The 13,206-nt window shown below is 50.5% G+C and carries 13 protein-coding genes; 9 read left to right on the top strand and 4 right to left on the bottom strand.

The window, feature by feature from the left end:
• The first annotated feature begins 81 nt into the window (after window positions 1–81).
• The gene (locus tag HX792_RS24980; RefSeq protein ID WP_003172675.1) at window positions 82–249 is read left to right on the top strand and encodes a DUF2897 family protein; all 168 of its coding nucleotides are present in this window, start codon (window positions 82–84) and stop codon (window positions 247–249) included.
• Between the two features lie 75 nt (window positions 250–324).
• Here the strand turns inward: HX792_RS24980 and HX792_RS24975 are convergent, their stop codons facing one another.
• The gene (locus tag HX792_RS24975; RefSeq protein ID WP_176998580.1) at window positions 325–1,173 is read right to left on the bottom strand and encodes a DUF1989 domain-containing protein; all 849 of its coding nucleotides are present in this window, start codon (window positions 1,171–1,173) and stop codon (window positions 325–327) included.
• Window positions 1,174–1,187: 14 nt separating this feature from the next.
• Complete coding sequence (locus tag HX792_RS24970; RefSeq protein WP_176998579.1) at window positions 1,188–1,832, bottom strand: GntR family transcriptional regulator; 645 nt, start codon at window positions 1,830–1,832, stop codon at window positions 1,188–1,190.
• Window positions 1,833–1,964: 132 nt separating this feature from the next.
• On the opposite strand from HX792_RS24970, the gene HX792_RS24965 reads away from it, so the two are divergent.
• A complete protein-coding gene (locus tag HX792_RS24965) occupies window positions 1,965–2,543 on the top strand; it encodes a TetR/AcrR family transcriptional regulator (protein ID WP_176998594.1) in 579 nt (192 codons plus the stop codon).
• A gap of 17 nt (window positions 2,544–2,560) precedes the next feature.
• Here HX792_RS24965 and HX792_RS24960 read toward each other — a convergent pair whose 3' ends face one another.
• Complete coding sequence (locus HX792_RS24960; RefSeq protein WP_176998578.1) at window positions 2,561–2,893, bottom strand: ComEA family DNA-binding protein; 333 nt, start codon at window positions 2,891–2,893, stop codon at window positions 2,561–2,563.
• Window positions 2,894–3,653: 760 nt separating this feature from the next.
• Between HX792_RS24960 and HX792_RS30435 the strand changes: the two genes are divergently transcribed.
• From HX792_RS30435 to HX792_RS24925, 7 genes are all read left to right on the top strand, one after another.
• Window positions 3,654–4,064, top strand: a complete 411-nt coding sequence (locus tag HX792_RS30435; protein ID WP_176998577.1) for an FdtA/QdtA family cupin domain-containing protein — start codon at window positions 3,654–3,656, stop codon at window positions 4,062–4,064.
• Window positions 4,057–4,521 (top strand): acyltransferase, encoded by a 465-nt coding sequence (locus HX792_RS30430; RefSeq protein WP_176998576.1) that lies wholly within the window; start codon window positions 4,057–4,059, stop codon window positions 4,519–4,521. Before HX792_RS30435 ends, HX792_RS30430 begins: the two co-directional genes overlap by 8 nt.
• Entirely contained in the window at window positions 4,518–5,642 is a 1,125-nt protein-coding gene (locus tag HX792_RS24945) for a DegT/DnrJ/EryC1/StrS aminotransferase family protein (protein WP_176998575.1), read from the top strand. Before HX792_RS30430 ends, HX792_RS24945 begins: the two co-directional genes overlap by 4 nt.
• Window positions 5,632–7,419: an ABC transporter ATP-binding protein gene (locus HX792_RS24940; RefSeq protein WP_218172794.1), complete on the top strand. Its 1,788-nt coding sequence runs from the start codon at window positions 5,632–5,634 to the stop codon at window positions 7,417–7,419. Before HX792_RS24945 ends, HX792_RS24940 begins: the two co-directional genes overlap by 11 nt.
• Before the next feature lie 32 nt (window positions 7,420–7,451).
• Window positions 7,452–8,336, top strand: coding sequence for a hypothetical protein (locus tag HX792_RS24935; RefSeq protein ID WP_176998574.1), 885 nt, complete (start codon window positions 7,452–7,454; stop codon window positions 8,334–8,336).
• The gene (locus HX792_RS24930; RefSeq protein ID WP_176998573.1) at window positions 8,333–9,361 is read left to right on the top strand and encodes a glycosyltransferase family 2 protein; all 1,029 of its coding nucleotides are present in this window, start codon (window positions 8,333–8,335) and stop codon (window positions 9,359–9,361) included. Before HX792_RS24935 ends, HX792_RS24930 begins: the two co-directional genes overlap by 4 nt.
• Window positions 9,362–9,426: 65 nt before the next feature.
• Complete coding sequence (locus HX792_RS24925; RefSeq protein ID WP_176998572.1) at window positions 9,427–10,797, top strand: hypothetical protein; 1,371 nt, start codon at window positions 9,427–9,429, stop codon at window positions 10,795–10,797.
• 304 nt (window positions 10,798–11,101) lie between these two features.
• On the opposite strand, the gene HX792_RS24920 is transcribed toward HX792_RS24925, so the two are convergent.
• Window positions 11,102–13,126: a nucleoside-diphosphate sugar epimerase/dehydratase gene (locus HX792_RS24920; RefSeq protein ID WP_176998571.1), complete on the bottom strand. Its 2,025-nt coding sequence runs from the start codon at window positions 13,124–13,126 to the stop codon at window positions 11,102–11,104.
• Window positions 13,127–13,206 lie beyond the last annotated feature (80 nt).

The following is a 13,206-nucleotide window of genomic DNA, read 5'->3' as shown; positions in this document are numbered from 1 at the left end:
ACTACTCAGAACGCCTGTTGCTCAAAGCAGTTATTACTGTGGGAAAATTCTCCCACGGTGATCCGCCTCAAGGAGAGCCTTATGCCGTGGTATGCGTGGTTGATTATGGTGGTCGCGATCGGTTCGATCGTCGGTGGTTTGATGATGCTGCGTGACAGTGCCAACAAGGTGGAACTCACCGACGAACAACGCAAGCGCGTGGCCGAGCGCAACGCCCAGGCGGATGCCAAGGACGCGCAGGATCGCTGATCCGCTGCAATGACGTCGTTCACTGTAGTGAGCGGGCTTGCCCCGCGCCGGGCTGCGAAGCAGCCCCTCCCCCAATCACCCCCAAGCCGCCTTGGCAATCTGCAACCCATGCTGCCCCTTATAGGCCGCACGCTCCGGCTGGCTCCAGCCGCTCAGCAATTGCTCTTCCAACCTGTAGATTTCAACCCCCAAAGGCCGACACACTGTCAGCGGGTCCTGCGCCTGCGGCCCCCACATCGGCAGCGATAAATCACCACCCGGGCACGTGGACAACGCACACAGCAGATCAATCTCGGCAAAAAACTCCAGATAGTCACCCTTCTGCGCCGGGCACGCCTTCATGAAATACATATCGTCGTGGTTAAGACCGGTGCATTGGAAAATGTTCAGTACGTCATGCACATCAAATTCCGTCAGGCCGTGGGGCAATACCGCACGCGTCAGGTTGGAATGGCAGTGGTGGTGAAAGTCTTCGCCGGTGAGCATGCGGTTCACATAGGGGTCGCAGCGAGTACCCAGTAAATCGTGGAGCCGGCCGCCGTGTTCGTCGATACCATAACCGGCCAGGCTGTCGTCGGTGATCGTCACCAGCGGACGCAGAAACGGCAGGTTCGACCACAAACGGTCATGGATACTGACATGGGCGCCCTGCAACTGGCGAGTGCGTGCCGCCCACAGGCGTTCGCGGGGGTCATTGGCGTTCCACACGTTGAAGTCACCAACTTGGGGCCCCACTGGCGTGGTGACACGAAACACATGCCCGGCCGGCACCTTCCATGCCCTGCCCGTGCGAATCGGCACCTCGAACTGCTCGATGAGTTGGCGCTGGTCTTTGCGGTCACGTATGCGTTCGTAAAACGCTGTATCAACCTGCAACGACGAACCTTTACTGACCTGATAAGCGGCTGGATAGTCTTTGTACATGGGGCAATCCTCCATCAAGGGTGATCAAACAGGGCCAGCGAAAGGCGCTCGGAATCGTGCAAGTACAGCTCCATCGCCTCTTGCGCAGCAGGTTTATTACCGATGGCGAGCAGCGTGTAGATCTCACGGTCGCGCTCCAGCCAGGGCGACTGAAAACGTTGTTCATCGGGCGCGGCACAAAACACCAGGCGCAGTTGCGCGATGACCTGGGCAAAAAACTCATCGAACAACGGGCTGTGCATCAAACCAACGACGTGCTGGTGGAACACCAGGCTGTGGGTGGCCACGGCGCGCCAGTCCTCACGCTCTCGGGCCAACGTTGTGGCTTCGATGGCGCTCTGCATGCAGTCACACTGTGTTTCAGTGAGCGTGTCGCTCTGGGCGATCGCCTGCAATTCCAGGGTGCGACGCACTACAAACAAATCGCGCACTTCATCCCGTTCCAGCCGTCGCACCATGACGCCTTTGTTGCGTACATAACGGGTGAGCCCCTCTTGCCCCAAACGGTGCAAGGCTTCGCGAATCGTATTGCGCGATGCGCTGTAGACCTTGACCAAGTCCACTTCGACCAGCGCCATCCCCGGCAGCAGTCGCCCGCCGATGATAGCGGCACGCAACTCCAGGGCGATCTGGTCGGCTAAAGACAAACTGAGCGTCATGACTACCTCACGATTGTTGAACAATCTCTTGCTTAGGCGTAATCACTTTTCATGCCAACAGCCCAGGGGTTGCCTGGATGCGTTAAACCGCTTAACTCCGTTAAACTGCCTTCACGCTTTCGAGGCATTTCTATGCGCTATTCACAAGACCACAAAGCCCAGACCCATCGGCGCATCATCAAGGAGGCCTCCGTACGCTTTCGCCGCGACGGCATTGGCGCTACCGGCTTGCAGCCATTGATGAAAGCGCTGGACCTGACGCACGGCGGGTTTTATTCGCATTTCAAATCCAAGGACGAGTTGGTGGAAAAGGCCCTGCAGGCTGCCGCCGCCGAATTGGATGCCCATTGCGAAACACTGTTCAGCCAGGAGCGCCCGCTGGAAGCGTTTATTGATAGCTACCTGTCGGCGTGGCACCTGACTTCGCCAGCCGAGGGATGCCCCTTGCCCACCATGTCCTCAGAGCTGGGCCTGAGAGGCCAGCATAGTGCGACGACGGATGCCGTGCTTGGCGCCCGGCTCAAGCAAATCAAAACAGCGCTGGGGGATGGTCGTGGTGAGGAGCAGGCCTTGATGGTGATGTCGACGTTGGTTGGGGCGTTGGTGCTGGCCAGGAGCGTCGAAAAGCCAGCACTGGCGCAGCGGATCTTGGACGTGGTGCGAGATAACTTAAAGGCATTGAACCTGGAGGGCGAAAGGGCCGGCCAATGACCGGCCCTGTGAATGGCTTAGTTGAGTGCCAGCCTATCGCGGTTTTTCTCCAGTAACGCCTTGCCAATACCTTTCACTTCCAACAACTCATCCACTGCCGTGAAAGGGCCATTGCTTTCACGATAAGCCACGATTGCCTTGGCTTTTGCCGCGCCGATACCGAAGAGGTCACGGCGCAGGGTTTCAGCATCAGCGGCATTGAGGTTGACTTTGGCGGCTTGTTCGCTCTTGGCTATCTGGGCGGTAATGGGGGCCGGGGCTTCAGGTTTGACGGAGGGCGCTGCAGTGGCCGCGACGGAGAGAGTGGTGAGGAAGGCGAAGATCAACGAAGAAAGATAGGTGTTTTGCATTGGTGACGCTCCATGACATCAGTAAAAGAAAGCAGCTTTTCCGAAGCTGCTTTTCCACGTTAGATCAAACATCAACCAAGTCAAAAACCCTCATGTTACAAGGCATGAAGTGATTCAATAATTCCATCTTGAGCGCGGCACCAGTAAGGCCAGGTATTTTGTTTAAGCTGATCAGCAAGGCAACTGCCATCTTCATCATCTCGCCCACTTAGCCAATATCGAAGTTGCGCCCATAGAGTGCCAACCTCAAACCAGAGACCGGCAATAGCACGCAGGTAGGGCCCCCGATACATTCGAGCGGGCTTGATGCACCCGCGCAAACCGGGTGGCAGAGCACATCCGCGTGTGTTTAACAACTCACAGAAGCATAGTGGCATCTGGTATATTGCACTCCTTCAACACAAGCAGGTCCAACGTGGCGGAGCAGATTTTGAGTGCCGGGAAGCCCCCTGTGACTGGTTGGCTTCCAGCCGTGCGCGCCCCTGTACAATCGCCGATACGTAACGATTGTGGGGATGGTTCGTGGAGGGTATCTACCCGATGGAAACTGATGGCAGTTCGCTTTCACGAGAGCCCGGTCTCTAGGCGCTGCAGCGACATCGACTCAATGCCCAAGCGTACAAATCGTCAAACTTTTCGTGTACCTCAGGGCCGCTTCGCGTAATCTGGAAATTTTAAGATTTACGCAAAAAATGCTAAAGGCCCGAAACGCAACGTTATTTGTTTTATTAAAATTATTGAAGATAGTGGGATGAGTCAGATGAGCTTAATCAAATGGATTGATTTTCCTAGTTTAGGTGATGAAAGGGGGGGATTGGTAGCTCTCGAAATCGGCATGGAAAAGGCAATCCCTTTTGATATCAAGCGTGTCTACTATATCTACCGTACTGCCGAGGATGTTAGCCGAGGATTTCATGCGCACCGCAACTTGAAACAAGTTGCCATTTGCGTCATGGGAAAACTTAGAATGGTCCTCGACAATGGTTTAGTCCGCGAAGAATGCTGGATGGAAAACCCAACAAAAGGAATATTGATCGAAAGCATGGTATGGCGAGAAATGCATGATTTCAGCCATGACTGCATTCTGTTAGTACTGGCCAGCGAGCACTATGATGAATCGGACTATATTCGTAATTATGAATATTTTTTAGAGGCTGCGAAAAATGCCTAAGATTCACGCGCTGGCAGACGTCAAGAGCGAAAACATTGGGGCTGCTACTCGAATTTGGCAATTCAGTATTGTTTTTGAAGGTGCCGTCATAGGCAGCAACTGCAATATTTGTGCGCACACTTTAATAGAAAGTGATGTGGTAATTGGCAACAATGTCACTATAAAGTCAGGCGTCTTTTTGTGGGACGGCACCCGCATCGAGGATGATGTTTTTCTAGGCCCTAATGCGACGTTCACCAATGACTCCATGCCGAGATCAAAGGTTTACCCCGAATCGTTTACGGGCATAACCATCAAGAAGGGTGCCAGCATTGGCGCCAATGTCACACTGCTGCCCGGTATCACGGTCGGATGTTACGCGATGGTGGGCGCCGGCGCCGTGGTGACAAAGAACGTTCCGGACCGGGCTGTCGTTATTGGCAACCCCGCAAAAATCATCAGGTATGTTGACAAATGATTAGCTTTCTCGACTTAAAGAAAATCAACGCTGCAATGCGCGAAGAGTTAATTGAATCTTGCACTCGCGTTATTGATTCAGGCTGGTTCATTGGCGGCAATGAACTGACCAAGTTTGAAGCACAATTTTCAACGTATACACAAAGCCGACACTGTATTGGTGTTGCCAATGGATTAGATGCGCTGAACTTGACACTGCGCGCATGGAAAGAACTGGGCAAACTCAAGGACGGCGATGAAGTTATCGTCCCCGCCAACACCTATATTGCAAGCATTCTTGCGATCACAGAAAACCGATTGGTACCGGTGTTGGTGGAGCCCGACGCGGCCACCTATAATTTGGACCCCCTGCTTGTTGAAACGGCTATTACCTCCAAAACCCGGGTCATCATGGCCGTGCATCTGTACGGGCAGCTTTGCGACATGACAGCGCTAATGACACTGGCGCAGCGACACAACCTGCTCGTACTGGAGGATTCCGCCCAAGCACACGGCGCCCGCCATGCCGGCCGTTGTGCGGGGAGCTGGGGCCATGCTTCCGGGTTCAGTTTCTATCCAGGAAAAAATCTCGGGGCATTGGGCGATGCTGGAGCGATCACCACCGACGATGATCAATTGGCGGACACACTCAGAGCCCTGAGGAATTATGGTTCACACGAAAAGTACAAAAACCTCTACCAAGGCGTAAATAGTCGCCTCGACGAAATACAAGCGGCCATGCTGAGTGTCAAGCTCAAATACCTGGATGAACAGACACAACTTCGCAGAGCCGTTGCCCAACAATACATGGAAGGCATCCGTCATCCGGGTATAACGCTCCCGTTGGCGGAAGGCACATCGGCGCAAGCCCTCGAAAGTCACGTATGGCATGTATTTGTCATCCGTTGCGAACAACGCGATGAACTTCAGCGTTATTTGCACGCGCGCGGGATTCAAACGATCATTCACTACCCCGTACCCGCACACCAGCAACAGGCTTACAAGCAGTGGAACAACTGCAGTTACCCGATTACTGAGGCGATCCACCAGGAAGTACTGAGCCTGCCGATAAGCCCTGTCATGACCCCGTCAGAAGTTGAGTCTGTCATCACAGCTGTCAACAATTTCGTAAGTGAAGCGTGAACTGATGATTGCATCGTTAATACGACTCTGGAAGTGCCTGACACTTAAGAGAAAGGTACAGCTATCAATCATCCTCGTTCTTATGATCATCGCGTCGTTTGCAGAGGTTCTGAGCATCGGCGCGATCGTTCCATTTCTAGCGGTGCTGATCAATCCAGAAAAAATCATGGATCAGCCATTGGCAAGCGGGATGTTCGCAGCACTGGGTATAAATCCCGCGGATGGATTGCTTCTGCCTCTTACCGTTATCTTCGCACTGGCAGCCATTTTTTCCGGGGTAAGCCGTTTTGTATTGATGTGGGCGCAGAATCGTTTTAGCTCCGCAGTAGGCAGTGACTTGGCCGGGGGCATCTACAAAGCCGTCATACATCAACCGTACAGCATGCACCTTTCGCGAAATAGCAGTGAAGTCATCACGGCTATTTTCAACAAGGTGGATACTGTTGTTCGTGAGTACCTCATCCCCACATTGACGATAGCGAGCTCGGCTTTCATGATGCTCGCGATACTGATCATCGTGCTGGCCATTCAACCTGTCGTTGCTTTCCTTGCTTTTGCCAGTTTTGGCAGCGTTTATATCGCTGTCATTCTTGTGACTAAAAAGCAACTGGGCCGGGACAGCCTTCAGGTAAGTTCCAGCTCAGATAAAGTTCTGAAGTTGTTGAACGAAAGCCTTGAGGGGATTCGTGACGTTATCATCGACTCTTCTCAGTTGAATTACCGGAAAGACTTCGACGCTGCCGATTCAAAATTGCGTCGGGCTAAAGCCAACATACAAATTATCGCCAACGCGCCACGCTATACGATCGAATCGTTTGGCATGTTGATGGTCGCTGTTTTCGCCTACTGGCTAGCACAGCAACCGGGGGGGCTGCTTGCCTCTATCCCCATGCTCGGAGCGCTGGCGCTGGCAGCACAACGCTTATTGCCGGTACTGCAACAGTCCTATGCCGCATGGGCCTGCATCAAAGGAGCACATGACTCCCTGTTGGACGTTCTTAACCTACTGCCTGAAACAGACACTCCACTCGACACTGAGAGCCCCCGAGTCCATCAGCCTTTCAATGAGTCGCTGTCACTCAATGCCGTATCGTTCCGCTATGGTGAAGAGGGTCCGTGGGTTCTGAAGGATATCAATCTGAGTATTCCCAAAGGCGGTCGCATTGGTTTAGTGGGAGCGACAGGAAGCGGTAAGAGCACCCTGCTCGATATGCTGATGGGGTTATTGCCACCCACCGAAGGCAGCTTCCTTGTAGACAACGCACAGATCACAACTGCCAATGCTCGCAACTGGCAGGCGAACATCGCACATGTGCCGCAGCTCATATTCCTGTCCGACGCTTCTGTGGCAGAAAATATTGCGTTCGGCATTCCTTATCAGGACATAGACTTTGAACGCGTTCGACGGGCTGCAGAGAAAGCGCAGATGGCTGACGTCATTGAATCCTGGGCCAACGGCTACGACACCCCTGTAGGGGAAAGAGGCGTTTTCCTGTCCGGCGGGCAGCGTCAGCGTATTGCAATTGCCAGAGCCTTTTATAAAGAAGCAAAAGTTATCGTCCTGGATGAAGCAACCAGTGCCCTTGACAGTAAAACGGAGCAAGAGGTTATGCGAGCCGTAGAGGGGCTGGGAGAAGACATCACATTGATCGTTATTGCACATCGACTGAACACCCTCAAGGGGTGTGACACAGTGGTCGAAATAGAGCATGGCGTGATCGTAAAAAGCGGCTCCTATGAGTCCTTGTGTGGTACTTCGGTAAAGCAGTCCATATAGGCAGCAACTCTTAATCATAGGCCTTGAATTTTATGACTCAAAATGCGCACCCGGTAGCCAAAAGCGACTGCACGGTCATCATTAACTCCTGCGACAACTATGAAGATGTATGGCTGCCCTTCTTTAGTGCCTTCAAGGAGATGTGGCCGGATTGCGACTGCAAGATCATTCTAAATACCGAACACAAAAACTTCAGCTTTGAAGGATTGCAAATAGTCTCATTAAACCTAAGCCCGGAAGAAAGTAAGAATCCGTGGGGCTGGCGACTGCGTAGAGCGCTATCCTTAGTGAATACTGAGTTCGTGATTGCACTATTTGATGACTTCATCCTGGAAGCGCCAGTCAATACGCAAAAATTAGCCAAGTGCATCCAGGAGATGAAAGATAACACTGAAATCAGTGTATTTTATTTTAGCAATATTCCGGGCGCTAACAGCACAGCCCCAGAACACGAAGACTTCGAATTAATCGGCAAGAGAAATGACTACCGATTGAACTCAGCGCCGGCGCTGTGGAAAACCCAAAAACTCTTGGAGTTCACAGGCGAGCTGGATTCACCATGGGCCTGGGAATTTTTTGGCAGTGCGCGGACGTATGGTGATAGCGGGGAATTTTATTGCGCCCAACTAGACAAGGAAAACACCTTTGTCTACAACTACACACTCGGAGGCGCAATACGCAGAGGGAAATGGGTGCCAAGCGTCATTATTCCCGTCGTAAAAAAATACAACCTCTCTCTGGACCTTGAACGCAGGGGTATCGCCAGCGAGTCTTTATCAGATGGTAAATACAGCTTGAAGTGGAAAGTTGAATTCTTCTTGTTGGGTTTCAAAATGGTCGGCCTGAGCGCCTTCATTTTTCTCTATCGAGTTTTAGCTAAAAAATTACATAAGCGCTTTCAAAGGTACACTGCATGAATAAGGAAAAATTCACTTTTGCCGTTCTAACCTACAATCACGAATCGTATATAATTGAACACCTTGAAAGCATTAAATTTTTAATCGAAAATTTCGGCGCCGCCTATCACTTCATCCTAATCATTGCGGATGATGGCTCGAAAGACAGGACTGTTGAACTGGCAAATCAGTGGATATTGGCAAACACTAATTTATTTTCCGACATCAAGGTCTTGGCGGACGGATCGAATAAAGGCACCTGCTTTAACTACACACGGCTGTGGCCACTGATTGAAGGCGACTTGTTCAAAATAACGGCGGGCGATGATGTTTATTCTTGCATCGACATGTTCAAAGAAGTTGAAACTTTAAAAGAAAATGACTTTTTCTCAGGCTTACCGCTGCTGCTGATCGATGGAAAAATTGGAGAATCACGCTCGACGATTTTTCACATATTGGCGACTGATGTCATCTATAAAGGAAAAAAGCTGATAGAGCGCCTTAGAGGGATCAGCAGCATCAATACACCTAGTTTATTTTGCAATAAAAAGTTCCTGAAAGATTACGAGCTATCAAACTTTATAAATAGCTTTAGCGTTACTGAAGATTTTCCGATGATCGTGAAAATCGCGAACTCATACGAAAACATCACTTTCGCTCAAGCGAATAAAATATATATTTACTACAGGCGCACTTCAGGCTCAACTTATCTTATTCGAGGTTCCGATTTCGACCTGGACAAACTGAAAGCCTTTGATTACATGTTATCCAATGAAAAAAACTGGCTGGATAGACTAATCCTGAAGAACAGAATCTATTGCTACAAACTCAACAACACACCAATGAAAAAAATCCTGAACATCGGATATTACCTGTATCTTTTTAAAGCAATTGTTAATTTACGCGCTATCACACAAGCATGCTCAAAATCCCCTTCCGACACACACCTCCACCAAGCACACTATGACTTAATTGCAAAAAGAGCAAACGCGTTTCTAAAGGATCAGCAAAACAAACGCACCCCACACGAAAATGCAACACCATAAAAATATAGAAATATACCAACGCCATACTGCAAGACAAAGCAACACCATCTTTAAGGAGTTGAAGAGTGAACACCGTGAAAAGCTATGCACCGTTGCTACTGGTCGAGGCCTATTTATTATTTGGTTTGTGGATTTTCTTTTTTGGGCCTATTTATTGGCCACTGGAAAACAAAAGCGAATTCCTCGGTTTCATTTTCTTGTACCATGCGTTCTTTATTGCAGGGTATATTCTGCAAAGCTCATTCTTCCTTAAACACCGAGCGACGCTGGCGCCAACAGAAGCATCTACAGATGATAATGTATTCGTCAGGTATTTCTGGATCATTCTGCTCTTGGCTTTTGCAGCCAACGTAGTGGTGCATAGGAACACTACGCTTTCCAATTCATACATCCCCGATAATTTTTTTTCCAGCCTTTATAGAGGATTGGTAATCCCTTGGGAGGCCAGGGCCTTCTACGCGTCAGAAGCGTCCATGATTGGTTTTGTAAAAAACCCCTATATAACGGCAATAACGCTATTCGCCGGCCTTTTCAAGTACATCCTGCTGCCGGGGCTTGTATTCTACTGGCACGCACTGAGCCCCCCTCGCAGGGTTGCCGCGATGCTTGTCCTTACCATTCCATTGCTGACAGGGATTATCGCCAGCCTAAGTGTAATCAACTTCTCTTATGTTTTTATCATCTCCACGTGCTTGGGCGTGATGGTTGCCTCCAAAAGTTCCAAGGGCGTGATAAATACACTCAAACAACGAAAATTTTTTATAGCCTTCCTGGCATTCATGTTTTTGTTCTCATTTTGGCAGTTCTACAGCGTCAAATCAGCACACTCGCCCTATCAAGTTATTGTCGAAAAAAGCAAGCCCCAATCCTTTGACTACCTAAAACAAAAAGGTATAACTTTCAAAAGCGAAGACCCTGGCGCAGAAAGATCCAACGCAATAGATTTTTATGAAAAACTCACCAGTTACATGGTCCAAGGCTATTATGGAATGTCAATTTCGCTCGACGAAAGTTTTCAATCGTCGTTTGGCATAGGACACTCCGTCTTTCTACAGAAGTCTTTCGCCCAATACCTGGGTATTGACGTCAGAAATAGAACCTTCCCGCATAAAATAACGGAAAAGTGGGATGAATTTGTCTATTGGCACTCTTTCTATACTTATATAGCCAACGACGTGGGGTTCTGGGGAGTAACTATTGTCATGCTCATACTGGGCGCTTACTTCTCAAATGTTTACCTCTCAGCGATTCTGCATGATAACTTTTATGCAAAAATGCTCTTACCTCTATTTGGGATTCTTTTTCTATATATCCCTGCTAACAACCAGATTTTCGGTTTCCTAGAAACAATGGTTTCTTTTTGGATTCTAACGCTACTGTTTATTCTGTCAAAGCGTGCTCGCGCCAGTGAGTGTGCTGAAGTTAAAAGTATTTAAGAGTCTTCTCGACCCTCAACCCGTGCCTGACATCACGAGTTGAGGGCGTTGGCAGGCAGCACCATACTTGCACCCAGCTACGGCTAAATGAGCGCAATTGAGCCGGACACTGACGTTGAATGGTCGACACCAGGGTTGATCACCTCCAAGGAAGGAGGCGACAAGACGTGTTAATGCGCGAGGAAATCGCGCATAGGGCTTGCGCGACAAAACAGCAGGGCGCTACGGACAGCCTGACGGGGCATGAACTCCTCGCTGCGATTACAACACAGCATAGGGTCTTGAGGCTGAATCTACCTGACGGCTAACAACCTGATGGAGAGCGAGCAGGCAATTCGGCGTCACAGTGCCGTTGAGCATGCATCCAGTCAACAATCTCACCTTCTGGGCTATAGCCACTAACGGTGCCTTGCAGAATCTGTCTGACGAGGACGTAATCATTTTCTTCAACGCCGGCCAACAATGCTTGCAGCCTTACCTTGAGAACATCCCAGGTCAGAAACTCCTCACTTGCTCGCATAATCATTGGATGACTCGTCGCTGCAACGTTGTCACCAATCAATAGTTCTTCATAGAGCTTTTCACCCGGGCGCAACCCGCTGAACTTGATCAGAATATCTCCATGCGGGTTCTTCTCCGAACGCACGCTCAACCCCGACAGATGAACCATCTTTTCAGCAAGCTCTACGATCTTTACTGGCTCCCCCATGTCGAGCACGAAGACATCTCCGCCCAACCCTAGAGAACCTGCCTGAATCACTAATTGTGCAGCTTCAGGGATGGTCATGAAGTAACGCGTGATCTTGGGGTGGGTCACCGTCAAGGGTCCACCCGCCTGAATCTGTTTGTGGAACAACGGGATTACCGAGCCCGAGGAACCCAGTACATTCCCGAACCGAACCATGGTGAAGCGTGTTTTGTTAACACGGGAAACTTTAGAGGTATCACCAAATAAAACGGGGGCCAGCTCCTTGCTTAATGCCTGCAGAACCAGTTCTGCAAAACGCTTGGTGCTACCCATCACGTTGGTCGGTCGTACAGCCTTGTCAGTTGAGATAAGCACGAAGTTTTCGACACCAGCCTGCAGCGCAGCTTGAGCGGTGTTAAGTGTCCCCATCACGTTATTGAGCACGCCTTCGGCGATATTGTGCTCCACCATGGGCACATGCTTATAGGCAGCCGCGTGGTAGACCGTATCCACGGACCAGGCCTTCATAACTTCGAGGAGCCTGTCCTGATGCCGTACAGAGCCGAGTATGGGTAATAGCTTTACACTCAGGGACTCCGACTGAACACGCTGCTCAAGCTCGGACAGGATGCAGTACAAGTTGTATTCGCCATGATCAAACAACAACAATGTCGTAGGCTCAAGCGTCAGTATCTGGCGACAGAGTTCCGAACCGATAGAGCCACCCGCTCCCGTTACCATGACCACGCGTTGCTTGATACACATTTCCAGTAGTTCATCCTGTGCGGGTACCGGGTCCCGCCCCAACAGATCGGCAATATCCACTTCCTGGATATCATCGACTTTGACCCGACCACTGGCCAGGTCCATGAACCCTGGGACGCTGCGTACGTGCAGCGGGTAGCCTTCAAGGTACCCGAGGATTTCCCGACGTCGCGCTCTTGTGGAAGATGGGATCGCCAGCAACAGCTCCTGTGCACCAGTCTCGTTGATCATTCGCTGGATGTGTTTTGGCTTATACACCTGCAAACCGGAAATCACACGGTCAGCAATACTATTGTCGTCATCGATGAAGGCCACCGGGCGCATCAACTTGCCCATACGCAAGGCCGCCACTAACTGATTGCCTGCCGCGCCCGCACCATAGATAACGACCTTGGGCAGACCGTCATCACGGTTTGTAAAAGGAACATGTTGAGCCGCAGCAAACCAATCGCCGAGGAAGTATTGACGCATACCAAGACGCAGCCCGCCGATGATGACCATGCTCAACCACCAATAGTTGAATACGATCGAACGAGGGACGACTGTCTGATGGTTGCTATAAAGGTATACGACGAGCGCCAACAACAAGGCTGAGAGGCTGACCGCTTTGATGATGGCGATTAATGCGTCATTTCCAAAATAGCGCATGACGGCACGGTACATGCCAAAGTTGATAAACAGTGGAATTGCAATAACCGGTGCACAGAGAAACAGCCACAAGTGCACGACAAATGGGTTATTCAGGTCATCAAAACCCAAGCGAACGACAAACGCCAGCCATAGCGCCACCCAGACAAGCACGATATCGGTGGCCACTTGCAAAATGCGTTTTTGCCTGCGCGGCAAGCCCAGCAGGCGGGTGCGTAGAGTATCCATAAACCCTTTTTATACCTCAGTCCTTAATATCGCCAGAAAAAACAGCAGCTCCATATTGTGTTTCACGCAATTTTCCAACG

It is taken from the genome of Pseudomonas sp. B6002, assembly GCF_013385985.1.
Lineage (GTDB): Bacteria > Pseudomonadota > Gammaproteobacteria > Pseudomonadales > Pseudomonadaceae > Aquipseudomonas.
This window is presented reverse-complemented; position numbering and strand designations above follow the sequence as displayed.